The organism is Saccharicrinis aurantiacus (genome assembly GCF_001660705.2).
GTDB classification, from domain to species: Bacteria; Bacteroidota; Bacteroidia; order Bacteroidales; family Marinilabiliaceae; genus Saccharicrinis; species Saccharicrinis aurantiacus.
In genome coordinates, this window is record NZ_LYBV02000026.1 from 187501 (window position 1) to 211556 (window position 24056).

The 24056-nt window shown below is 33.1% G+C and carries 24 protein-coding genes and 2 tRNA genes; 12 read left to right on the forward strand and 14 right to left on the reverse strand.

Features of this window, described 5'->3' with window-relative positions; genetic code table 11:
* Positions 1-24: 24 nt before the first annotated feature.
* Complete coding sequence (locus tag A8B35_RS10935) at positions 25-741, reverse strand: class I SAM-dependent methyltransferase (RefSeq protein ID WP_068472828.1); 717 nt, start codon at positions 739-741, stop codon at positions 25-27.
* A 53-nt stretch (positions 742-794) separates the two neighbouring features.
* On the opposite strand from A8B35_RS10935, the gene A8B35_RS10940 reads away from it, so the two are divergent.
* Positions 795-1712 (forward strand): tRNA-dihydrouridine synthase family protein, encoded by a 918-nt coding sequence (locus A8B35_RS10940; protein ID WP_068472829.1) that lies wholly within the window; start codon positions 795-797, stop codon positions 1710-1712.
* Here A8B35_RS10940 and A8B35_RS10945 read toward each other — a convergent pair.
* From A8B35_RS10945 to A8B35_RS10955, 3 genes are read right to left on the reverse strand one after another with little or no spacing between them, the layout of a single operon-like run.
* Complete coding sequence (locus A8B35_RS10945; RefSeq protein ID WP_068472830.1) at positions 1699-2607, reverse strand: PfkB family carbohydrate kinase; 909 nt, start codon at positions 2605-2607, stop codon at positions 1699-1701. The two genes, A8B35_RS10940 and A8B35_RS10945, sit on opposite strands and share 14 nt — an antisense overlap.
* A gap of 5 nt (positions 2608-2612) precedes the next feature.
* Positions 2613-3152: an isochorismatase family protein gene (locus tag A8B35_RS10950; RefSeq protein ID WP_068472832.1), complete on the reverse strand. Its 540-nt coding sequence runs from the start codon at positions 3150-3152 to the stop codon at positions 2613-2615.
* A 45-nt stretch (positions 3153-3197) separates the two neighbouring features.
* Positions 3198-3956, reverse strand: coding sequence for an MBL fold metallo-hydrolase (locus tag A8B35_RS10955; protein ID WP_068472833.1), 759 nt, complete (start codon positions 3954-3956; stop codon positions 3198-3200).
* Between the two features lie 504 nt (positions 3957-4460).
* Here A8B35_RS10955 and A8B35_RS10960 point away from each other — a divergent pair.
* On the forward strand, positions 4461-4895 hold the full coding sequence (locus A8B35_RS10960; RefSeq protein WP_068472835.1) for an Hsp20/alpha crystallin family protein: 435 nt from the start codon (positions 4461-4463) through the stop codon (positions 4893-4895).
* Positions 4896-4986: 91 nt separating this feature from the next.
* Here the strand turns inward: A8B35_RS10960 and A8B35_RS10965 are convergent, their stop codons facing one another.
* Complete coding sequence (locus A8B35_RS10965) at positions 4987-5790, reverse strand: Cof-type HAD-IIB family hydrolase (RefSeq protein WP_068472837.1); 804 nt, start codon at positions 5788-5790, stop codon at positions 4987-4989.
* 139 nt (positions 5791-5929) lie between these two features.
* On the opposite strand from A8B35_RS10965, the gene A8B35_RS10970 reads away from it, so the two are divergent.
* Entirely contained in the window at positions 5930-6394 is a 465-nt protein-coding gene (locus A8B35_RS10970) for an RNA methyltransferase (RefSeq protein ID WP_068472839.1), read from the forward strand.
* 13 nt (positions 6395-6407) lie between these two features.
* Here A8B35_RS10970 and A8B35_RS10975 read toward each other — a convergent pair whose 3' ends face one another.
* Positions 6408-6947: a DUF1697 domain-containing protein gene (locus A8B35_RS10975; RefSeq protein WP_068472841.1), complete on the reverse strand. Its 540-nt coding sequence runs from the start codon at positions 6945-6947 to the stop codon at positions 6408-6410.
* A 516-nt stretch (positions 6948-7463) separates the two neighbouring features.
* Between A8B35_RS10975 and A8B35_RS10980 the strand changes: the two genes are divergently transcribed.
* Positions 7464-8189 (forward strand): sensor histidine kinase, encoded by a 726-nt coding sequence (locus tag A8B35_RS10980; RefSeq protein ID WP_171973191.1) that lies wholly within the window; start codon positions 7464-7466, stop codon positions 8187-8189.
* The gene (locus tag A8B35_RS10985) at positions 8179-8901 is read left to right on the forward strand and encodes a LytR/AlgR family response regulator transcription factor (RefSeq protein WP_068472844.1); all 723 of its coding nucleotides are present in this window, start codon (positions 8179-8181) and stop codon (positions 8899-8901) included. The genes A8B35_RS10980 and A8B35_RS10985 overlap by 11 nt, the downstream gene beginning before the upstream one ends.
* Before the next feature lie 111 nt (positions 8902-9012).
* On the opposite strand, the gene A8B35_RS10990 is transcribed toward A8B35_RS10985, so the two are convergent.
* Both A8B35_RS10990 and A8B35_RS10995 read right to left on the reverse strand, forming a co-directional pair.
* Positions 9013-10254, reverse strand: coding sequence for a hypothetical protein (locus tag A8B35_RS10990; protein WP_068472845.1), 1242 nt, complete (start codon positions 10252-10254; stop codon positions 9013-9015).
* Between the two features lie 9 nt (positions 10255-10263).
* Positions 10264-11583, reverse strand: a complete 1320-nt coding sequence (locus tag A8B35_RS10995) for a DUF4270 family protein (protein WP_068472848.1) — start codon at positions 11581-11583, stop codon at positions 10264-10266.
* A gap of 348 nt (positions 11584-11931) precedes the next feature.
* On the opposite strand from A8B35_RS10995, the gene A8B35_RS11000 reads away from it, so the two are divergent.
* Positions 11932-12945, forward strand: coding sequence for a Kelch repeat-containing protein (locus A8B35_RS11000; protein ID WP_083634417.1), 1014 nt, complete (start codon positions 11932-11934; stop codon positions 12943-12945).
* Positions 12929-13255 (forward strand): DUF4907 domain-containing protein, encoded by a 327-nt coding sequence (locus A8B35_RS11005; protein ID WP_068472850.1) that lies wholly within the window; start codon positions 12929-12931, stop codon positions 13253-13255. Before A8B35_RS11000 ends, A8B35_RS11005 begins: the two co-directional genes overlap by 17 nt.
* A gap of 57 nt (positions 13256-13312) precedes the next feature.
* Here the strand turns inward: A8B35_RS11005 and A8B35_RS11010 are convergent, their stop codons facing one another.
* Positions 13313-13870 carry a DJ-1 family glyoxalase III gene (locus A8B35_RS11010; RefSeq protein ID WP_068472855.1) on the reverse strand — a complete coding sequence of 186 codons (558 nt, stop codon included), beginning with the start codon at positions 13868-13870 and terminating at the stop codon, positions 13313-13315.
* A gap of 240 nt (positions 13871-14110) precedes the next feature.
* Here A8B35_RS11010 and A8B35_RS11015 point away from each other — a divergent pair, with 240 nt between their 5' ends.
* Positions 14111-16585 (forward strand): AMP-binding protein, encoded by a 2475-nt coding sequence (locus tag A8B35_RS11015; RefSeq protein ID WP_068472857.1) that lies wholly within the window; start codon positions 14111-14113, stop codon positions 16583-16585.
* 79 nt (positions 16586-16664) lie between these two features.
* Here the strand turns inward: A8B35_RS11015 and A8B35_RS11020 are convergent, their stop codons facing one another.
* The 3 genes from A8B35_RS11020 to A8B35_RS11030 all read right to left on the reverse strand — a co-directional run bounded on the left by A8B35_RS11020 (position 16665) and on the right by A8B35_RS11030 (position 17710).
* The gene (locus tag A8B35_RS11020) at positions 16665-16937 is read right to left on the reverse strand and encodes a hypothetical protein (protein ID WP_075602906.1); all 273 of its coding nucleotides are present in this window, start codon (positions 16935-16937) and stop codon (positions 16665-16667) included.
* Positions 16927-17298 carry a phage holin family protein gene (locus A8B35_RS11025; RefSeq protein WP_068472860.1) on the reverse strand — a complete coding sequence of 124 codons (372 nt, stop codon included), beginning with the start codon at positions 17296-17298 and terminating at the stop codon, positions 16927-16929. The genes A8B35_RS11020 and A8B35_RS11025 overlap by 11 nt, the downstream gene beginning before the upstream one ends.
* Before the next feature lie 121 nt (positions 17299-17419).
* Positions 17420-17710, reverse strand: a complete 291-nt coding sequence (locus tag A8B35_RS11030; RefSeq protein WP_068472862.1) for a YtxH domain-containing protein — start codon at positions 17708-17710, stop codon at positions 17420-17422.
* Between the two features lie 229 nt (positions 17711-17939).
* Between A8B35_RS11030 and A8B35_RS11035 the strand changes: the two genes are divergently transcribed.
* On the forward strand, positions 17940-20159 hold the full coding sequence (locus A8B35_RS11035) for a RelA/SpoT family protein (protein WP_068472864.1): 2220 nt from the start codon (positions 17940-17942) through the stop codon (positions 20157-20159).
* Between the two features lie 55 nt (positions 20160-20214).
* On the opposite strand, the gene A8B35_RS11040 is transcribed toward A8B35_RS11035, so the two are convergent.
* On the reverse strand, positions 20215-21450 hold the full coding sequence (locus A8B35_RS11040; protein WP_068472866.1) for a glycoside hydrolase family 16 protein: 1236 nt from the start codon (positions 21448-21450) through the stop codon (positions 20215-20217).
* 257 nt (positions 21451-21707) lie between these two features.
* On the opposite strand from A8B35_RS11040, the gene A8B35_RS11045 reads away from it, so the two are divergent.
* The 3 genes from A8B35_RS11045 (at position 21708) to A8B35_RS11055 (ending at position 23155) form a co-directional block, all read left to right on the forward strand.
* A tRNA-Gly gene (locus A8B35_RS11045) sits at positions 21708-21783 on the forward strand.
* Between the two features lie 37 nt (positions 21784-21820).
* Positions 21821-21904: transfer RNA gene (locus A8B35_RS11050), tRNA-Leu, on the forward strand.
* A gap of 642 nt (positions 21905-22546) precedes the next feature.
* On the forward strand, positions 22547-23155 hold the full coding sequence (locus tag A8B35_RS11055; RefSeq protein ID WP_068472868.1) for a DUF6515 family protein: 609 nt from the start codon (positions 22547-22549) through the stop codon (positions 23153-23155).
* Positions 23156-23455: 300 nt separating this feature from the next.
* Here A8B35_RS11055 and A8B35_RS11060 read toward each other — a convergent pair whose 3' ends face one another.
* Positions 23456-24031: a hypothetical protein gene (locus tag A8B35_RS11060; RefSeq protein WP_068472870.1), complete on the reverse strand. Its 576-nt coding sequence runs from the start codon at positions 24029-24031 to the stop codon at positions 23456-23458.
* Positions 24032-24056: the final 25 nt, after the last annotated feature.

Sequence of the window (24056 nt, forward strand, 5' to 3'; positions counted from 1 at the left end):
TTATTAGTAGGTTTAGTTTTTATATTATAATAAGGTGAGTTTGGCTAGATAATCGTAATGAGGGCCGTCTGCAATCTTCTCAATTGCAAACCCATTCTGCTTTGCATGAAATTTTAATGATTCATCATCAATAAAAAGCCACTTAAAAGATTCACCTTCAGTATTCTTATATTTCATCTTGTACGCAACTTCTCCATAATAGTTATCATTAAGATTGATAAGCATACTCCCATCATCATCTTCAAATAGATAACGTAGGTCGCTACTGTCTATTATTACTGATCCTATGGGAGATAGTAGCTCTTTGCATTTGTCAAAAAATATTTTTAAGCCATCAATATCTCCTGCTATACCAATTCCATTCATTAGCATTAGTATGGTATCGTATTTAGTATCTGTTGGTAGCTGAAAAAAATCGTTATGAATAATATTTTTAATACCTCGTTGTTGCATTACTCTGCATGCATTCTCACTTATTTCATTGGCAGTAACGTCTTTGTTTATTTGCTGTAAATATAGTGCATGGCTTCCTGCTCCAGCTCCAACATCAAGAATCTTCCCCTTGCTAATAGTCAGTGCTTTCTTTTCAATATCAGGCATTTGGTTGAATGGTCGAAATAAATATTCAACAGGTAAAATATCGTCCTCAGTAATATTTGATTGTACAATTATTTCTGCATTTTTTGTTCCTGAAATGTAATCAAGGCAAGCGGTTCCCAAGGGATCTTTTTGAACACCCATATTTTAACTATAATTTAATGCTAATTTTGAAGTGTCAAAAATAAAAAAATACTATGATTTATCTAGCTCCTTTACAGTCTTATACCAATTTATTTTACATAAAAGCTTTTAGTAGTCATATTGGAGGTGTGGATAAATATTTCACACCGTTTTATCGTGTTGCCAAGGATGGGACTTATAGTGTTGAAAAAGAGTTGTTAGCAGAGGAAGGTGTGCGCATTGTTCCTCAAGTGTTATGTAATACAGCCAAAGATTTGAATAGTTTTGCCAAGTGTATGATTACCAGAAATTTTGACGAAGTTAATTTAAATATGGGTTGTCCATTTCCGATGGTGGTGAATAAGTGCCTAGGAAGTGGTATTTTACCTCATCCTGATTTGGTTGATGAAATGCTTTCTGGCTACTTTAAAGAAGGTTTTGATATTAAACTATCTGTTAAATTACGCTTGGGAAAAATAGATGCATCTGAGTTTAATAAAATATTAGAAACGCTTAATAAATATCCAATAAGTGAGCTTATTATCCATCCTCGTTTGGGGTTTCAAAAGTATTCGGGCACGCCTGATTGGGATACATTTGAGGAGTTCAAAGATCAATTTAATTTTCCCGTTATCGGAAATGGTGACCTATTATCAAACACCGATGTTGAGAATAAATCATCAGAACATGCTTGGGTAAATGGTTGGATGATAGGAAGAGGACTTTTAAGAAATCCTTTCTTATTGCAAGGAGTAGAATATGGAACGTTGGATTTTTATTTGAAGATGATGGAGTTTCATAAAAGTTTTAGCGATGTCATTAAAAGTTTAGATGATGTGAAAAAACTAAACTTACTGAAAGTGTTTTGGGAATATCCTTTAGCGGATACAGTTGAGGGAAAGCGTCTGTATCGTAAGCTTCGCAAGTTAGGGTCTTACTCAGATTATTCAGAGTGGCTCACCAAGTTTAAAAGTCAATTTATTTTAGGGTAAATCCTATCGGAATATAATTGTCCATACTCATGCAAACCGCAGAAGAAAATTGTTTGGCATTGCTGATGATGTAATCTACTTGCTTATCGTTTATAGTTGATATATTGTTCTTTAGGAGTCCAAGTTGAATGATGCTATAAATAATACCTGCATTAAAGTTATCGCCAGCACCAATTGTACTTATTGGGGTTATTTTATCGCTTAAGTAGCTTTTGCTATTGTCATTGAAAATAGCATCAATACCTAAAGCATTTTTAGTATAAATAAATAAGTGGCAATTAGGATTGGTATTTTGGTGAGACTCTATAATATCTCTGGCATTGAGGATATTTAGAAAGTCTTCGTTGCTTCCCCTAATTATATCTGCCGATAATAAGTTTTCTTTTACAAACAGAATTCTTTCTGAGTCATTGGCACCATCTTTTTGTCGGTAGTTGGGATCGTACATAATAGTTGCCCCTGCACTTTTGGCCCTGTTTATAATACTTTTAACTTGTTTTCGTATGTTTTTATCTATGGCATATGAAGACCCATAAAGTAAAATATCACCCTCTCTGAAGTCAGGCAATTCAATATCTAATCTAGTTTTAGGATAATTTTTGTAAAACTCATAGCTAGCATCATTATTCTCATTTAAAAATGCCATGGCTACTGCAGATTGGCCATTGTTATGCTGTTGAATATATTGAGTAGAAACGCCATTTTTATTTAAAAAGGAAATGATAATTTCTGAGATATTATCATTTCCTAATTCTGATATAAAATATGTTTCTACGCCCATGCGAGCTAAGGAGATCATACTATTTAAAACAGAGCCTCCAGGCTTTGCAGCTTGTGGAGTTCCGTCTTTAAAAATAATATCATAAACTGTTTCGCCTAGCCCAAATACACGCATGGTTTTTATTTAATTAGTTTTGATATTGTTTTGAAAGTATCACTTCCGGCAGCACGGCACAATTCAAAAAGAATCGATTCGGTGCTTGATACAATAATACCTTCTTGAAGCATTCTGTTAATTGCAATTCTTTTATTGTCGGGATTACGCGAGCCTATGCAGTCTTCTATAATAATTGGCTGAAAGCCATTTTCTTTTAGGTCAATCGCAGTTTGTAGGAGGCAAATATGCGCTTCAATTCCGAATAGAATTACAAAAGGAGCTTCTTTATTAAAGTCAGCTTTAAAAGGAGCGTCATCATAACAACTAAAAGCTGTTTTTTCATAACTATCACAATTGGCTAGGCGTGTTGCTAACGATTCAATGGTATTGCCTAAGCCTTTTTTATATTGTTCGGTAACTTTAATGGGTACACCAAGTGCTATGAGCCCATCAATTAATATTTCAGTATTTTTCTGAAGTACATTGTTTTCATGTATATGAGGGAACAATCTTTCTTGAATATCAACAGCGATAGCTTGTGTTTTGTCTTTTAAAATTCTCATTAGTATGCTTGTTTATTTGTGCTAATATATAAGTGCTTAGTGTGTTTATAATTCGATAATCTCGCTGGCATCGTACCTTGAGGTAAGTTTAACGTTGTGCTTACTTGAAAATCGGTCGAAAGCCTTTAATGCGATATCTCCTCTATTATTATCTTCTGAAATATGAGATAGTAGAATATATTTGAGTTTATCAGAAGCATGCTGGTCGATCAAATCAGCAGCTTGGTCATTTGATAAGTGCCCGTTTGATCCAGAAACACGACTTTTTAAATGAGGAGGATATTTGCCTTTTATAAGCATTTGTTCATCGTAGTTAGATTCTAAGAAAATGCAATCGCATAAGGCAGTATGTTGTTTTACATTGTTGCAAGCTTCTCCTATATCTGTAAAAACGCCAATGTTTTTATTGGCAACTTCTACTCTAAAGCTGCAAGGCTCAATAGCATCGTGTTGTTTTAGAAAACTATGTATTTTAAATGATCCTATCTCTACGGTTTTTCCAGCTTCAAATATTTCTACTGTATTAGGGCGCATCGTAAAAAAGCCGCGCTCAACAGTTTTACGCGTGAGGTATACTGGAATGTTTAATTTTGAATGTACCATTTTAGCACCTCTGTAATGATCAGAATGCTCGTGAGAAATAAATAAGGCTTTAAGCTTTGTTGGGCTGAGTCCTTTTTTTTTCATTCGCTCAACTATTTGTCTCCTGCTAATCCCGGCATCAATTATTATGGCTTCATCGCCAGATTCTATATAATAACAATTTCCGTTACTACCCGAAGCTAAGGCACATACTTTAATCATACAAATGGTAATGTTGTTTTAATATTGCCAACAAAACTAATAAATATTACTTCGGATCAACTATATCTCTAATGGGATTTTGAGCTAGGATGCTTTATGTTTTATTGTTAATGGTATTTGTTATGCGAGTGTAAGTGAAAACGGAGGTCGGGCATGAAATGCCGAGACCTCCGATACACACAGGAATTGTTGGGAGGAAAAAAATTATTGATATCGTATATAGTTTTTTAACTAATGAGTCTTTTTTCTTCGCAAGCAAAGATGTAGTATTAATACTGCCTCAACGTTACCCCTCTGTTACGAATATCTTAAATAATAAATTCGTGTAATTTGTTTGGATGTGACATAATGACTTGCGAAATGGATTTTACAGGTCATTGTGTCATATGTATTGTGTCTAGATATGTCAATTTTACATAAATATGATGTTGGTACGGCAATTGAAATAAATGAAGCAACAACATATTCAAATAAGTAAAAATTAAATAATAGGAGATTTTAGAGATGACACTAATTACAAGAAAACAAAGAGGACTAGATTCAAAGTTAAATGAATTTATGGGTGGAGATTTTTTTATGACTCCACAAGGTATGTATTCAGGAAATAAAAGCGTACCAGCTGCTAATATTTATGAGGATGAAAATTCTTATAGTATTGAGTTAGCCGCTCCTGGTCTTAAAAAGGAAGATTTCAGTATTGAGTTTAATAATGGATTGCTTAGTATTTCGGCTTCTGTTGAAGAGAATACTCAAGAAGGAAGAAAGCAGACCTTAAGAGAATTTAATTATTCTAGCTTTAAAAAGAGCTTTAAAGTTGCCAAACAAAAGGTAGATGATTCAAGCATTGAGGCAGAATATTTAAATGGAGTTTTATCAGTTTTACTTCCAAAAAAAGAAGAAGCAAAAATGAAACCTAAAAGAGTTATTGAGATTAAATAAGGTTTGTTTGTATTAGTTTGAGAAAAGTTAGCCAACCGATTTAGTTCGGTTGGCTTTTTTTATGATTCAAAAATAAAAATCGTAAACTTAACTAGTTCAGAATATATTGCTCAACAACCTCAGCAACACCATCATCGTTGTTCGAAGATACAATCGCATCCCCTTTATCTCTTAATTCGGGTGTTACATTATCTACCCAAACACCTAAGCCAGCATATTCAACCATAGTTAAATCATTACCAGCATTTCCTACTGCAATAATTTCCTCTTGTTTAATATTTAGGCGTTCGCCTAAGCGTTGAATACTTGCTGCTTTATCAATGCCTTTGGGCATTACTTCTAAAAAGAAAGGTTTTGAAATAGCCACACTCAAATCTGTTTTATCAGCTTTTAAAAGAGGTTCTATATTCTTTAGTTTAATAGGGTCTTCTAATAAAATACACTTTACAGCGGGTTCTTGCACTTCAGCTTTAAAACTTGGCACCTTATTAATAGGCATCCCTGTTAAATTTTTCTCAACATCAATATATTCCGATTCTGTTTCGGTTAATATTTCGTTGTTCTTATATGTTAGTATATGTAAGTTATTGTTCTTGCTATAATCGTACAGGTCGTGTATTTCTTGCTTGTTAAGGGTTTGTTCAAAAATAGATTGCCCATTTTTTATATCAGTAATAATAGCACCATTGTATGAGATGATGTATGAACTGTATTTAGCCAACTCTAATTCTTCGGCATATTGCATCATAGCCTGAGTCGGACGTCCTGAAGCCAATACAACAAATACACCTTGCTCTTGGGCTTTCATTAAACATTGCTTATTGCGCTCTGAAATACTATAATCGTCTCTTAATAAGGTGTCATCTAAATCTAACACCAACATTTTATATTGCATATCATCAAAATTTTGGAGCGACAAAAATATAAAACTTTGAGCAATGCTATTATAATTAGAAGGTTATGTTTTGTTAAAAGAGGCTATAATAAACCCTGTTTCTTTTTTTACCTTTGCGAAATCTAAAAATAAAGTATTGATGATTGATAATTTAGAACAAGGGTATTTTGGCATTGGAATTCAGAACGGGAAAACACCTGAAAATTTAGGCGTTTTATGGCGTTCGGCTCAGAATATGGGGGCAAGTTTTATTTTTACCATTGGTAATAGGTATGCGAAACAGGCGTGCGATACACATAAAGCGGTTGGAGCCATGCCTTATTTTCATTACGATACTTTTGATGAGTTTTATAAACATCTGCCTAAAAGTGCCATGTTAGTTGGGGTAGAGCTTGATGAAGCTTCGGTTGAGTTAGAAACTTTTGTGCATCCGCGCAGATGTGTTTATTTGTTAGGAGCTGAAGATCACGGTTTATCTAAATTAGCCATTGAAAAATCGCATCATTTAGTAAAATTTGATACGCCCTTGAGTTTAAATGTATCTGTAGCAGGAAGTATTGTAATGTACGATAGAAGAGCCAAATTGAAATTACAAGTCAAGTAGCGATTATTGGATTTTAATCTTTACTTAATTCTAATAGTTGTAAGCAAGTTTGCCAGTTACGCGTTGTAGTACTTGTTTTTAATTGCTTTTCGAAGAAATTATTGCCCATTTTAGATTTGTGGTAAGCGGTATGACAAAATAGATAAATGGCTTTTGGAGCTACGTGAAATTGATCGGGATTAAAATTGAAAGTATCTAGTTTTTCTTTTGTTGCGGAGTCTATTTTACCTTTCGAGAAGGTGATTAAATGCTTTTTAAGATCTTCATGAATCAAATAGGGGTATTGATCAATTGTTTCTTTTAATTCCGAATGGCGCATTACTATTGTAGGAACTTCAAAATCATAGTGGTTTTTAATTACAGTCTCTATTTTTAATTCAAGTTCAGAATTCGTAAGATCTTCTAGAATACTAAAAATAACATTACCACTTTGTATATAGCTTGTAACATTAATGAGATCGTTGCTACTTAGCAGCGTTTTAAGGTCGGCCATTAGTATCTTTTTATGACCTCCTACATTAATACCTCTTAACAGAGCTATGTATTTTTCCATTTTATACCTGTTATCCATTTGTATATAAAGGTAGGTTTTTATAGAATATTAAATGCACATCTTTTTATTGGTAGATAATTAAAGCCTTTTTGTAGATGAATTTTCTTGATTGGTCGTGTTTTATTATTCATCCTAGCTATTATCTGTATTATTGTATTTCAGAGCTATAATCTAAACGAAAAAATGGGCTTAAGAAAAGTAAATATCTATATAATTATAATACACTGTTTATTCTGGGCCTTGTTTATTTCAAGCCCATTACTTTTTTTCTTTAAGGTAAATTTTAATCTGTTTCTAAAACCTCAATTCTATATTTTACATTCCTTTATAATTGGGGTTTTTTATACCAATTACTACTTATTAATACCCCATCTTTTTTTTAGGAAGAAGTTTGTATTATACTTTATTTCAATAATCGCATTACTAGCGATAAATGTTTATTTCGTAAATCAAATTGAAGGTGATTTTTTTGGGCACCCGCCTTATATTGGTGAAGAAGCATTGGAAAAGCTGGGGTTGATAAATGATTTTAAGCCACATGGTAAGCCTCAGTTCTCCACGGTGTTTTCTATTATTTTAATAGCTGTAGGTTCATGCGTTAGAATTACAAGCCAATGGCTGCACGAGGAGAAGGAAAAAACGGCAATAAAAAAAGAGAAAATAAGTGCAGAACTGTCCTTTTTAAAATCACAGATCGATCCTCATTTCTTTTTTAATACCCTCAATAATATCTATTCGTTAGCACAACTTAAGTCTGATAAAGCACCGCAAACCATTCTTAAATTATCAGAGCTTATGCGTTATAATATTTATGATGCAGATAAGGAAACTGTTTTGTTAAAAGATGAGATAAATTACATTCAAAATTTTATTGATCTGCAGCGAATTAGGCTGGCTAAATCTGTTGATATTGATTTTTATGTAATGGGAGAAATAGGTGAAAAAGAAATAGAGCCCTTATTATTTCTTCCTTTTATAGAAAATGCATTTAAGCATGGAATTGATTATGCTAACAATTGTTCTATCGATATTGAAATTGTGGTTGAAGAAACAGAAATAAGTTTGTTGGTTATCAATAGTGTTTTAAAGGGAGAGAGACGCAGTTCTTCGCACTCAGGTGTTGGGTTAAGTAATATTCATAAGCGTTTGGAGTTATTATATAAGAACCGACATACATTGACTATTGCCGAAAATGAAAAACGTTTTATGGTAAAATTAAAACTAGATATTGATGAGAATTAATTGCTTAATAATTGATGATGAGCCCTTGGCTCAGGATTTATTAGAATCGTATATAAACAAAATACCGTTTATTAATTTGCTTGCAAAATGCTCATCTGCTCTTGAGGCTTTAGATTTATTACGAAATCATTCTATCGATTTAATCTTTTTAGATATTCATATGCCTAATATATCAGGTATCGAATTTATTAAAAGTATAGAAACAAGACCGTTGTTTATTTTTACAACTGCATACTCAGAATATGCCATTGAAGCCTTTGATTTAAATGCTGTTGATTATTTAGTGAAGCCAATTCCGTTTGATCGTTTTTTAAAGGCAACCAATAAGGTGGTTGATTATCACAATATCAAAAATAAAACTGCGCTTTCAGAGCAGCCTGCCCCTAAGCCAGCAATAAAGCCCGATTATTTGTTTGTAAAAGCTGATTACAAAGAGAAGAAGGTGAACTATAAGGATATTTTATACATTGAAGGATTAAAAGATTATATCAAAATACATTTAAAAAATAAGCAGCCTTTGGTAACGCACAAGTCATTAAAGAGTATGTTGGAGACATTGGATGGAATGGGTTTTGTTCGAATTCATAGGTCGTTTATTATATCTATTCAGCATATAAAATCTATTACTAAAAATAGGGTTGTTATTAATGAAGATTGGATACCAATAGGAGATAACTATAAAGAAGCTTTTTTGAGGCAGATTAAGGAGTAGGAATGTTGTTTGTAATTATAATTTGCGTAATCATTTTATGTGCAAAATTCTATTGTCGTTATCAATTTTCTACGCTGTAATTCTAATCAATTACAGCATAGAAGATTGTTGTTAATTTAATTTCTGCTTTTTAAACCATTGTTCCATAATTGATAAACTGAGGTTCATACCATAATAATCTTCGGTAATTAAGGTATTATCATTTGTGCCTCTTTTTCCATAATTAAAATTTAGGTTGAGGTAGGAGTCCTTATTTCTAAGAGGCACAGCCACACCTAGGTTTATTCCTCTATCAACAATGGATTTACCTTTTACTTTTAAATAAGTATCTTCATAATATCCCCCAAGTTGCCAAATATATGGTGCTGCCCTTTTGCTTTTCGTATTTGTGTACTCTAGTCCAGCGGCAAATTTATGACTGTCTTTATAGCTTACTTTTACACTGGTATATTCAATATTACTCCATTTCTGTAACCTATAATCTATAGCTAATTTAATTCCGCTTTTATTTACCCAAGCTACACCACCAGCCATCATACTTGGCAGTTCATAGTTATCTCCATCAATATCTTCAATTATGCCTGCACCACTTGTGCTAGATGTGGTAACGCTTCGCGAGGAATTAAAATTGACTTCGGGGCTGTATATTCCTCCAATACTAAAAGTATTTTTAGTAGTATTAATGTGATATTGAAATCCGGGTTCAAAATAGATTTGTTTTAAGTTATCGGCATAATTTAATTCAAGTTCACCACCGATTTCACTATCGTTATAGTATTCTGTTTTTTTAATTTGTCCGAATAAGTATGAGAACTTCAGACCTAGCGAGAAGTTTTTGAATATAGATATTGAGTTTGATATAAACACTTCATCAATTCCTCCGCTACCCTCGTAAGATTTGTTTATCTCGCTATTTCCACCATCAATATAAGTGCTAGAAGTAACATTGTAGCCTATTGATGAAAATTGAGATATCCCTATGCTTGTATTAATAATAGGAGAAAGTTTAAATGCCAAAGCTATGTTGTTTAAGCCTCCCGAAACGGCACTTGCATCTCCTGAAGAAGAGGAGTAAGTGGTTGAGTTTATTCCGAGGCCTATATCAAATAACATTTCTAAGCTATCTACACCTGATAATGAAGCAGCATTGAGAGCGTTTATTCGGTTGGTAGTAGGTAGGGCTATTCCTGCTCCTCCCATACCTTGATTATTGCCGAAACCTGAATTTTCTATTCTACCTACTCCAAATGATGAATATGGTGATAGTGAGTTGGTTTGAGCTATTGTTATTTGTACCCAAAGAATTGAAAAATATGCAATGTTTTTAAGTACCCTTATTGTCCTGTTATTCATAAATACTATTTAGTAGTAATAGGTGTATAGTTTAAATTTTGGTGTAAAATCGGTATTTTCGTCACCACCAATTGCTAAGTTTTTAACGGTTGATGCTTGGTCGCTTCCATTTAAACTCACCAATAAAGCAAAGTCAGGGTCGAAATATCCGTTTAATAATTCGTTGATAATATATTGAGTAATGTCTATTGAGTAGTAGTATGATTCTTCATAATCATGGGGAGTTTTTACTAACGAGAACGATAATTCTGTGATACCATCACTTCCTACTAAAAAACCGGTTGCTGCATTGGTGTTATTGGTAGTATAAGCTGATAAGGATAAGGGTAAATTGTAATCATTAGCTTCAATGCTTTGTTTTGTAGGTTCCAGAATGAGCTCAGCTTTTATAATCTGATTTAATAAAACAAGCTGAAATACGTGAGACAATCCAGGAAACATTACTTTGGTCATTACTCCTGTTCCGCCTTCCAGAAATACGGTGTTATTGGTCTGTAGACTGCCAATGTCCTCTCTCTGTGTGTTTAGGTCTTTTAATAAACTAGTGCTCCTATCTGATTGGATATGATTGAACTGATTGTTTGAAACTTCAATAGGGAAGGTAGCCGTAAATTCAAGTTTCTCGTGTTCTACTCTGTGGTAATACATTTTTAGTTTAAGATTCTCCTCATTTGCCAAAAATCCCACAATAGCATCGTTTTCATCACTTTTAAATACGATGCCTTTTAAATATTCAACAAAGGATGTTGCGTCCCCAATTTCGTCAGCATCCTCTAAAAATAAATTAAACAAACGTGTACTAAACTCATTTTTAAGTTTAAATTCATACTCATCGCCACTATTGGGCGAAGGATAATAACTGACCTCTCCAATAGCTTCATCAACAACAGAAAAAGTAGTGGTGTTATAAAAGATACTTTCGTCTAGATCATCCAAATCAGTTTCTAATTCGTGTATCTTAAAAGATAAAATTTGACTGGTATCACCTCTGTAATATTGGTTATGTTTAACGCATATTGTTATAGAATCTAACACATCCTCATCAGTAATGATTTCTGAGCAGAGACCTAACCTAAAAATGGCGTCAGCTTGGATTTTACCTGTTTCGTCGGAGTTGTAAGCTCCAACTAATGCTACACCTGTATTAGAGGTTTGTATAGAATCGATGTGTACGTTGCTTAATTTAATTGAAAGTGTATCTATTAAAACGATACCGGATTCTGAGTCGACGAAATCTTCGCCCAATCGAAGCATGCTCACATCATCATCGCCGCAGGCAAAACATAATTGTGCAATAATAATGCAATATAAAGTCAGTTTAATATTCATATTCTTAAGTTTTATGGAGGCAAAGGAAATTACTTTTGAGCTTAGGCTTCTTAAAAAGTAGCTTATGACCTGTTAAAATTCGACTAATAGCCTGTTTTGGTCGCTAACCACTTGTTTAAAAATCGAGGTTAAAAGGGTGTGAATTTTAGTTCGGTGATAATCAGTGATATGTATTTTCGGTAGACTGTTTTTGTCATTTCAGAGAGAAATTTAAATCAGATAGAACGAATAAAATTCCCTATTAGTCGATGTTTCTCGGCTTTATATCTATGTTATAGTTAGCCACAGTAAAGGGGGCTATATTTTTGTCATCAGTAAAACATAAACTAACTATTTAAAGAACAAAAGATGATGAGATACTCCTTAATTATAACTGCCGTTTTGGTAACATTCGGATTTGTTTTTGTGAGTTGTAGCGATGATGATGAAGATTACCTGGGTAACTGGATAGAGTTATCAACATTTGAAGGAACTCCGAGAACAGAAGCAGTCTGTTTTACCATTAATGATGATGCTTATATAGGCACCGGATACGATATTGAGAATAAGGATCGGTTAAATGATTTTTTTGTATATGATGCGAATAAAGATTCGTGGACTCAGATAGCTGACTTCCCCGGTGTGGCGCGTAATGGGGCAATTGCTTTTGCCTCTGATAAAAAAGGATATTGTGGTACTGGTTATGATGGAAGTGATAAGTTACAAGATTTTTACGAATATGACCCAGAGGCTAATGTTTGGACTCAGAAAGCCGATTTTGCTGGGACAGCACGCTATGGTGCCATTGCTTTTTATGCCAATGGTAAAGGTTACGTAGGTACTGGTTACGACTCGGGAAACGTTGCTGTTCGTGATTTTTATCAGTATGATAGTGAATCGGACGTGTGGGAGAAGAAAGCAAGTGTGAAAGGAACATCGCGTAGGGATGCAATGTGCTTTGTAATCAACAACGAAGGTTACGTTTTAAGTGGTCTTAGTAATGGGGGTTATTTAGACGACTTTTATAAGTACGATGCAGATAGTGATGAGTGGACTGCCTTAAATAGGTTATCAGATTATACTGATGATTCTTTTGACGATGATTATACTATGGCTAGATATAAGGGCAGTACCTTTGTTATGGGCGGACTGGCATATTTAACAGCAGGTATTCAAAGTAGCAATAGTGTTGAAACCTGGGAGTATAATCCTTCTTCAGACAGGTGGACTCAAAAAACGGACTTTGAAGGAGCTGGTAGAAATGGAGCTGTTGGCTTTACGGTTAATGGACAGGGATATATAGCCACAGGGGGTAATGGAAGTTATTCGTTTAATGATTTATACATTTTTAAGCCATATGATGAGTATGATAGCGCAGACTAGATATATTATTACAGTTATTGTTTTAACTCTTGTACTAGCGTGCTCGCCCCAAACACCAAAAGCTGCCGCAGATAATGTGAATTTAGAAGTTTTTGGCGAAGGTGAGAAATGGGGATATGAAGTATATGTGAATAACAAAGTATTTATCTGCCAGAATATTATACCTGCAATACCGGGCAAAATTGCTTTTAAAAGCAGAAAGGATGCTGAGTTAGTAGGTAATTTAGTAGCGGATAAAATAAGAAATAACGAAATACCAAAAGTAGAAGTAAGAGAGCTCACTTTATTAGGTATAAATGAATCACTATAGTTAGGTTTGGTTTTGGTTAAGCTGTTCTGATATGCTAGGTATCAGAGCAGCTTTTAACTAATAGGTTCCTGCCAATACCATTTCTTTAGCTAATTGAATTGCTTTTTGTTCTCCGCAAAGTTTTGTAACAATAGCTAACGAAAAATACATTGCAGCTCCAGGGCCTTTTGCCGTAATAATATTCTTATCAACTTCAACAGCCTCTCCTGTAATATTTGCACCTTCAAGTTCAGCTTCAAAACCAGGGTAACAAGTTGCGTTTTTACGTTTTAAAATTCCTAAACTACCTAATACTATTGGAGCAGCACAGATAGCAGCAATTGTTTTTCCTCTTTTGTTAAAACTAGCAACAAGTTCTTTTAATTCAGTATGTTCGTTTAGGTTTTTTGCTCCTGGCATTCCTCCTGGCAAAAGTAAGAGTTCCGCATCTGAGTATTTACTATCACTAAATAGTGCATCAGTTAAAAATGTAACATTATGAGCACCTGTTACTTCCTTTTTTTCGCTAATAGAAACAGTAACAACATCCAATTCAGCCCTTCTTAAAACGTCAAGCGGAGTAATAAGCTCTATCTCCTCAAAGCCATCAGCAACGAATATATAAACCTTTTTCATCTTAGATAATATTTTATGTTATGAGTAATATTTCCGAATATATAATATTTTATCCTTAATAAAGAGGTTTATAACCTTCTCCATTAAGAATAAGTGCAATTCTAATAAAAATAATACAATATCTTCAAGATTTAATCTCATAACAAATTGGCATTCTATGGTGTTATTAGGTATATGGCTTGGTATTTGATGTCAACTGAGTAATTATTGATATATTTGCCCAATTAATACGGAGAAATAATGTTTTTATATAGAGGTGATAGAACTGCTATTGTTGGTAAAGAGGGGAAGATTTCATATAACCTTTTAGGGAAAAAAATAAATGCTTTTAGTAATTTATTTAATGCAGATTCCACAAATAAGATTGCCATATACTCTGAAAATAGGGTAGGATGGATATATAGCTTTTACGCAGGTTGGATTAATAATGCAGTGGTAGTACCAGTTGATTTTATGAGCACCTCAAGTGAAGTGGCTTATATATTAAATGATTGTACTCCTGAAGTTATTTTTACTTCTGAAGAGATGAAAGCTGATCTTCAAGAAGCTTTGAAAGAAGTGAAGTATAAACCGACTATAATTATTATTGATGATTATGAAGCGGTGGTTGAAAATTCAGATACAGACTATCCGGTTATTGATCCTAGCTTGGATGCTACATCAGTAATTATATATACATCGGGTACAACAGGTAGTCCTAAGGGTGTTATGTTGTCATATCAGAATATTTTGGCAAATATTCATGCTGTTTCTGAGGATGTTAAAATATTTCGACCTCAAGATCGAATTTTAATGTTGCTACCATTGCATCACATTTTTCCTCTTTTAGGTACTATGGTTATGCCTTTATATTCAGGAGGTACAATAGCGATGTCTCCTAGTATGGCTTCTGAGGATATTATCAAAACTTTAAAAGAAAATAAGGTTACACTTTTAATAGGTGTACCACGATTATTTAGCGCTATACGTAAAGGTGTAAAGGATAAAATTAATCAAAGTAAGGTTGCAAAGCTGTTATTTTCTATTGCAGAAAAAGTGAATTCTCCTTCGTTTTCAAGATTTATATTTAAATCAGTCCATGATAAATTTGGAGGAAGCATTCGCTATATGGTTTGCGGAGGTGCAGCATTAGATTCCGAAGTTGGAAATGACTATAAGGCGCTCGGTTTCGAGGTTTTAGAAGGGTATGGTATGACTGAAGCAGCTCCAATGATTACCTTTACCCGACCAGGTTTTGTTAAAGTAGGCTCTCCTGGCTTTCCATTACCATCGTGTGAAATTGATATTAAAGATGGTGAGGTTACAGCTCGTGGTAAAAATATAATGCAAGGGTATTATAACCGACCAGAAGAAACGGCTGAAGTTATGAAAAATGGTTGGCTACATACTGGCGACCTTGGGCATTTTGATAAAGAGGGTTATTTACACATTACTGGTAGAAAGAAGGAAATAATTGTATTAAGTAACGGTAAAAATATCAATCCTGTTGAGATAGAAATTAAGTTAGAGCGATACGCAGCTTTTGTTAAGGAAGTAGGGGTTTATCAAAATGGTGATCAAATACGAGCTATTTTGGTTCCTTCGGATGAATTATTATTTAAAAATAATAATGTTGAGGAGCTTCAAAAACAATTAAAATGGGAGGTTATTGATAATTATAACCAGCAATGTGCACCGTATAAAAAGATAATGGACTTTACGGTTTTTGAAGGTGAGCTTCCGCGTACTAGGTTAGGTAAAGTGCGTAGGTTTAAACTAAATGAGTTAGAATCAGAGCTTGTAGCAGAGCCTATTGTAACAGAACAAGTTGATCTTAAAGAGTACAAAATATTATCAAACTATTTAGAGCAGGAGAAAAACAAAAAAGTATTTCCACACTATCATCTAGAAATGGATTTAGGAATGGATTCGCTTGATAAAGTAAGTCTTCAAGTTTTTATTCAATCCACTTTTGGTGTAAATATAGAGCCGGTAGATCTTGTTAGCTTTAAGGATCTTAAAGAGTTGTCATTTTACATAAATGAGCATAGAAGTAAAATGAGTGTTGAGAAAATTGACTGGACTAAGATTCTTAAGGAGAAAGTAAATCTCTCGCTACCAAAAACATGGTTTACAGGTCGTGCTTTGGTAAAAATGTCAAAAGTATTTTTTAAAGGATATTTCAGATTAAAGGGAAAGGGTTTAAATAATATACCTAATGAACCTTGTATTATAGCGCCAAATCATCAAAGTTACTTTGATGGCTTGTTTGTTGCCTCTTTCTTGAAAAGTAATATTATTAAAAACACTTACTTCTATGCAAAAGAAAAGCATGTGAGTAGTAGGTGGCTTAAATTTCTAGCAAATAGAAATAATATTATTGTAATGGATTTGAATAAGGATTTAAAAGAGTCCATCCAAAAAATGGGTGAGGCACTTAAAAAGAAGAAAAATCTCATTATTTTTCCTGAAGGAACCCGAACGAAAGATGGTGACTTAGGCGATTTTAAAAAGACCTTTGCGATATTGAGTAGAGAACTTAATGTACCCATTGTGCCTGTTTCAATAAAAGGTGCTTTTGATGCTTTACCAAGGGGAACTTATTTTCCGAAACCTTTTAAAAAGGTAATGGTAGAGTTTTTAGAACCGGTTTTACCAAGTGATAATACTTATGATAAAATTAGTCAGTTGGTATATAATAAAATTAGTTTTAAGCAGAAGCGTATTAAGGCTTAGCATAAAGATATTATAATAAAAAAGCGTTATAAGAGATTAGTTCTATAACGCTTTTTTTATGCTTTGAAGTTTGTATGATTTAACTTTCTTTTTCTGGTTGTTCTTTGTCCTCGTTAGATTTCTTATTGCGGCTAAAGAGGTTTTTAATAAGCTCTCCAAATTGCCTTAGCAAAGGTTTAGATATTTCAGTAAAAATGGTGGTAAGAATATTTGCAGGACTAAGGGCCTCTGAAATTTCCATCTTTTTAATGAGTAATTTCTTCTCTGTTAATTTAAGTTCATAGTACAAACGAACCTTTTCGTTTTCAAAATCCTCAAACGACTCAATATTTCTAAAATTATTAGGCTTCATAATCATCGTGTTTTTGGAAGAACATTCTAGTAATAGACTTGATAATTGGCTTCTGAACAACTTTTTTTCTCATTAAAAAGAATACCAAAGCAAGTAAAGCATAGATAGCTGCGATTATTAAAAAACCTAACTCAGTACTGCCCAATAAGCTGCTTAAAAAGTGACCTCCTGCCAATGATAACATCAATAAAGTGAAGAAGCTGAAGTAGGATAGTACTACAATTATTGCTGTAGAAGAGAATAATCTACTAATATCTTCCGCTATTTGAAGTTTAGTGAGGTTTATTTTATTTTGAACATATGATTCCACCTCTTCAGATATTTCACTGGCCTCATTACGTATCGTTTTTTTTAGATCCATCTAAATAAGATTTGTTTTAGCTTATGTATTGGTTTGGTATTTTTAAATAAGCCTAAATTGAATAATTCATGAAAAATAGAAAAATCAATTTAGGCTGCAAAAAATATTCATACGATATTAATTAGTTTGCACTCGTTTCAGAAGCTTCGGGGGCTTTTTTTGCTTGTGAGATAAGTTGTTCAATTTTAGATTCTAAATTGCCCATCTTTTCCTTTAATTCATCTTTTAATTCGCCGCCTTTACTTTTAATTTTTCCTTTAGTTACTTCTAATTCTTTCTCAAGGTCGTCTAATTTGTCCTTAATGTCTTTACGAGTTTCAGTTCCTGTTTGTGGAGCATAAAGTAATGCTGCAGCAGCGCCTAAAACAGCACCTGCAATAATTCCACCTAAAAATAAGCCAGTATTTTTCATGATTTAAACTATTTAATTGTTATAAAAATATAAAGTAATATTACGTATAATGTAATATGTTTAATATCGTAATTATTGCTTGTAATATCAAATAAAACATAAAAGCTTTTGACACATTTGTTTTGATTAAAGACGAATGAAGGTTATTTTTGAACGATGTACTAATATTAGCATTTAATATATTGGTCTTATAAATACCTGAAATCATAAATAAACGATATATATCCTAATGGAGACTCAAAATGAGCTAAGCGCTATAGAACGTAAAGAAGTTATAAATAAATATAGAAGTCTTCTTAAATCGAGTAAAAATATTTTCAATAAAGAAGATCTAAAAGAGGTTCGTACTGCAATGTTAATGGCCTTGTCTCGAAAAAAAGAAATTCGAAGAAAAACCGGTATTCTTTCGGCAGTACACTCTCTTGATGTAGCCCAAATAGTTGGTTCTGAAATAGGTTTAGGAAGAACATCAGTTACATGTGCTTTACTTTATGATTTGTTGCGAAACGACGATATGGAGAAGCACGAAATATCTGAGATATTTGGTGAAAACGTTGAGGCAATAGTTAGTGGTTTGCTTAAGGTTAGGGAGTTGTATGATAAGGATACATCCATTGAAACAGATAATTTCAGAAAATTATTACTCACATTTGCGCAAGATGTACGTGTTATTCTTATAATTATAGCCGACCGATTACAGGTTATGCGAACTTTGCATTTACTTGATGAGGAACGCCAGCATAAAATTGCTGCTGAGGTTGGTTATTTGTATGCCCCAATGGCACATCGTTTAGGTTTATACGCCATAAAATCAGAAATGGAAGATTTGGTAATGAAGTTTACCAATAGAGAAATGTATTCTTTCATTGCCAAAAAACTGAATGAAACTAAGCGCGCTAGAGATAAATATATTGGTGATTTTATTGCTCCCTTGAAAAAGGAGCTTACTGATATGGGATTGAAATTTGATATAAAAGGTAGAACTAAGTCCATACATTCCATTCATAATAAAATGAAGAAACAAAATACGCCTTTTGAGAAGGTGTACGATTTGTTTGCCATTAGAGTTATATTGGATAGTGAAGGAAATACTGAAAAGCCCGATTGTTGGAAAGTGTATTCTGTTGTAACAGATAAGTATCAACCCAATCCATCTCGTTTGAGAGATTGGCTTTCAATACCAAAATCAAATGGTTATGAATCTTTACATACCACGGTGTTAGGGCCAGAAAAAAAATGGGTTGAAGTTCAAATTCGTACCAATAGAATGAACGAGGTTGCTGAAAAGGGACTGGCTGCACATTGGAAATATAAAGGAGGCTCAGGTGAGAAGGGAATGGACGAATGGTTAAGTAATATTCGCGAAGTCCTTGAAAATCCTGAAAGAAACGCCGTAGATTTTATTGATGATTTTAAATTGAATCTTTACGATGAGGAGGTATTTGTTTTTACTCCTAAAGGAGATTTGCGTCGTTTACCCAAAGGAGCTACAATATTAGATTTTGCCTTTGATATTCATTCAGAAGTAGGAAAGAAATGTACTGGAGCTAAAATTAATGGTAAACATGTATCCATTAAGCATGAGGTTTCTAACGGAGATCATATTGAGATTATTACGGCTAATAATCAAGTGCCACGACCTGAATGGGTAAATATTGTTGCTACTAGTCGAGCAAAAACAAAGTTGAAGCAAACACTTCGAGAAATTGAATATAAGGAAGCAGAATTTGGTAAAGAAACACTGGTACGACGCTTGAAAAACTGGAAAATGGAGTTAACTGATCAGTTAACTCATCAGTTGGTAAAGCATTTTAAAACAAAAAGTATCAACGATTTCTTTAGAGATGTTTCAACCGGAGCCATTGATGTAATGTCTGTGAAGGAATTTATCCTTCATAAAGACGATAAGGAAAGTGAAAAGCCAATTGAAGAAATAGCTTCTTTGAAAAGTGCGACTAATTTTGTTGTTCAAGAGGATGAAGAGAGTCAATCTTCAGATGTTTTAATGATTGATAAGAATCTGAAAAATGTTGATTACTCATTAGCAAAATGTTGTAATCCGATATTTGGTGATGATATTTTTGGCTTTGTAGTAGCAATTGGTGGTATTAAAATTCACAGGAAGTCGTGCCCGAATGCTCCTGAGATGCGCACTAAATTTGGTTATAGAATTGTAAATGCACAATGGACCGATGGGGCTTCGGCTAGTTTTCAGGCCACATTAAAAGTTACCGGAACTGATGATATTGGTATAGTAAGCAACATTAGTCAGGTTATTACAAAAGATATGAGTATGAAGATGCGTTCTATTTCAATTGATTCCAATGAAGGAAGTTTTGAAGGGTCTGTTACCGTATTTGTAAACGATACCAATGTGCTTAATACTTTAATTAGGAAGATTAAAAATGTTAAAGGAGTATACGCTGTATCAAGGATTGATAGGGCATAGTTAATTGCTATTGTTGAAGATAAAAAAAGCGGCTATGCCGCTTTTTTATTATGTGTTAATTTAATTTATAAGTTTTAACCCAATCGATATCAAAAGAAAGTGGTAACCCATTTTTTGGCTCCTCTAAAAAGTGAGTGCTAAAGCTGAGGTACATTGGATCTGTTGGAATGTTATTGGTTTCTGTGTGAATTGTTGAACCATTAATTTTCCACTCTAGCTTATTTTTGCTCCATTCAAGCGAGTAAATTAAATACTTACTAGTTGAGGTTGGTGCGTTTAGTGTTTTCTCGTTAGCTTGAACTTCATTATTTTGTTGCCAAAAGTTTCCTACAATTGATTTGTTGCTTGATTTTCCAGACTTACAGATGTTAATTTGAGGTGTTACAGTTTCTGAGTGTAAACTAAAAATATGCTGAGCATCTTTATTATGGGTAAATTTAATTTTAGCTTCAAATTTACCATACTGTTGACGAAAACTTTGGCCAGTATTAATAATACCTGAAGTAAGGTTAAATTCTTGGGGTCTAAATCCAATAGCAGTATCCCATACTTTACCTGTACATTTCTCAGTTTTGGTAGTGATTTGCGCACAGTTATTTGAAGTGCTTACATTTTTATCGGTAAAGAACTGTTTTTCATTGGCCTGTACATAGTTATCATTCAGTAGAGTTTTACCCCAAAAGTAACCTGTAAGCCATTTGTTTTTATCTAATGTGTTAGTGCTAAATTGCTCTTCAAAAGTCAACGACCATTTGTTAAGCTCCTCAAATGAATTATTATTCTGAGTTTTAAAAAACCAGTTTAAATCATCGTTCTTTTCTAGGCTCGTAAACTCTTCTATAAGTTTATGTTCTTCAGAGTTTTTATAACGGTTTTTATCCGTCATATGAGCTTTTATTTCAGTGAACTCTTGTGATACAGTATATTCTTTTAGTTCATAATACTTAATAACTTCTGCAGTTGATTTTAATTCTTCTGCTTTTTCGTTATTGCCTTTACTTAAAAACTTATTATATCGCTTAACTATTCTAGATCGCTTTAAAGCTTTAAATTCTTTCTCCTTTGCAAAAGCTAGAGTGTCTTTGAAACGCTCTTTTTTTAACTTTTTCACTTTCGAGTTAAATTCTGGGCTGTTAACAATATCTTTTAATTCATTATACCTTAAAAGTAAGTCCGATTTTTCTATTTCTGTAAAGCGTTCAAAGTCTAGTTCTAATTGTTTAATTGAAGCTTCAAATTTATCGGTTGAAGGAATTTTGTTTCCAAAATTAATTCCAAATATACTGGCCATGAAGATTGATTTTGATTTAAATTATTAAAAGTTGTACGCTAAAAATGAAAAATGGTTTTAATAAAATGGATGAATAATTATTATTAGTTCTATAAGAAGCTGCTTTGTTATACTAAGTGTTTTATTATAAAATAGTTTAAGTAATGTATTGGTACCTACTCCGAGAAAAAAGTATTGAGATGTCTTATGACCCTCGTAATTATTCAGAATATAGTATTGCACCATTCATTATATTTTATACTTTTGTGACCGCTAATGCGAAAATAGCTCAGTTGGTAGAGCACGACCTTGCCAAGGTCGGGGTCGCGGGTTCGAGTCCCGTTTTTCGCTCCATTAATTTATTGAAAACAATTTCATGTTTTTAATTAATGCCCAAGTGGTGAAATTGGTAGACACGCAGCCTTGAGGGGGCTGTGCTCGCAAGGGCGTGAAAGTTCGAGTCTTTTCTTGGGCACTGAAAACTCCCGATTGATTTAGTTCAGTCGGGAGTTTTTTATTCAACTCAAATTTCTATATCCTGCATGGCTAATCCTAGTCTTTCTAATCCTAGTCTTTTTTCTTAATCATTTTACTAAAGTACTCGGATTATTAAAGTTAAAATTGTAAGCATATTTAATATGCTGAATCATTTGAAACTAAGAGTTTATACTTAGCTATTCAATAATATGATATTGAATGTAGCTTGTATTATTTTTGCAAGTGGTGTACACGTTTAATTACCTATTGGTAATTTTTGGGATTATATATTGTTGTGTTTTATAACAATAGCGATGCAGTAGTCCAATCAGTACAACGAAATAACTTTATTTAATAAAATGTGCTGAAACTGACATAAGTAGTGCATAAAACTAGATTAGTATATGCAAATCAATAATTCAAAAAAGAAATGTTAAATTTTTGGTAGGGTAGAATGTTTTTCGTGCGGATAGTATTAGGAACATTGAAAAAGGAAATGATGACATTTTATTAAAGGTATTGAAAAAAGAACTGGTTTAAAGGTATTTAAAATCTAATTTCTGTTTTTAGAAAAAAAACGTATAGTTATTGTACATGAATTCCGTTTGAATTCATATCAAATTTTCAAATATATTCAATTATGAAAAAGATTATAATCATAATGGTGTCTCTAGTTTTGTTATTGACACAATATTCAAATGCTCAAAACAGAAGGAATGCAAAGTATAATGCTAGAAAGAAGAAAACAATAGTTGTTCATAATAAAAGGCATGCTCATGCTCACCGAAAAAGAGTTAAAAGAACCAAGGTTGCGCATTATCATTACCGCCATTTGCCAAAAAGAGGAGCGATTGTGAAATCAATGCATGCCGATGCTCGGATAATAAAACATAACGGAATAAAATATCGATTTTATTCGGGAGTTTGGTATATGCCCAAAGGCAATAATTGGGTAGTTGTAGGTTGTAAAAAAGGTGTTAAAATACGTACACTGCCTGTGGGTTATCAAAAAATTGTAGTGGGTCCAAAAACATATTATTACTATTATGGTACGTATTATGTGATGCGAAGTAAAAAATATGAAGTAGTTGAAGCTCCGATAGGTGCGGAAATATACTCCTTACCTGAAGGAAACAAAACTGTAAAGCTTGAAGGAAGTGAACACTATGAGTTAGATGGTGTCTATTATATGCCAAGCATAAACGACCAAGGGGAAGAAATATTGATAGCTGTTAAAAATAAAGATTAACCAGAAAGACAATCAAAATATTACCCTAAATCTTCTTGATTTGGCTGTTTTTAAAAGATAAAACCCACATTAAAAAACGTTTTGAAATAACTGGTACAGATTCTGTGAAGACCTTATGGAGATTTTATCCATACTCACATAATGCTAAAAATATCAATGTAGCTATGGCTATACCTCGGTTTTATTCATTACAGAATCTATAAATAATTCATTTTCTTATCAATCATTCAATAATGGGTTCTAACAAAAAAAGGTATAAAACAATTAAGCTTTATACCTTTTAATTTTTTATAAAAAATATTAGTTATAAACTTGTGTTACATGCATTTTACCAGAAATAGTTTCAGTATACGTTTCTTCTTCTGAAAAATCGTAATCAAGATTAGTTCGAACAGCTTTAATATTAATTATGGCCGTTCCTTTTTCGGATTTTACTTCACCGTTTACATTATAGGTATAGTTATAACTTGCCTCTACTGTAATCTCAGTTTCCACCAATACAGGCTCTCCATCATCGCCAATCACGGGTTCTCCTTCTTCGTCTATTAAGGGCCACATAATTACTTCAGGTTCAGTTATGACTTCGATAGCATCAAAACTCATATTGTAACTTTCTTCATCCGTAAGATCCTCCCGTCCAGTTATATCTGCTGATCGAGTGCTAATACCTTTGGTGGTAATTACTAAATCTTTTGTTTTATAAATATTTAGTGTAGCAGTTAATTCAACAGGTGAGTTTTCGTCGTCAGGATCAGTTTTTTCGTATTGTTGAATCTGGTAAACGTCAACCAGTACGGCATCAGGAATGCTATTTTCATTACTTTCGCAGGCTATAAAAATCAATGCAATTGCTATTGTTGCTAAAATATTTTTCATGTTTTTAATTTAACTTTCTACAATA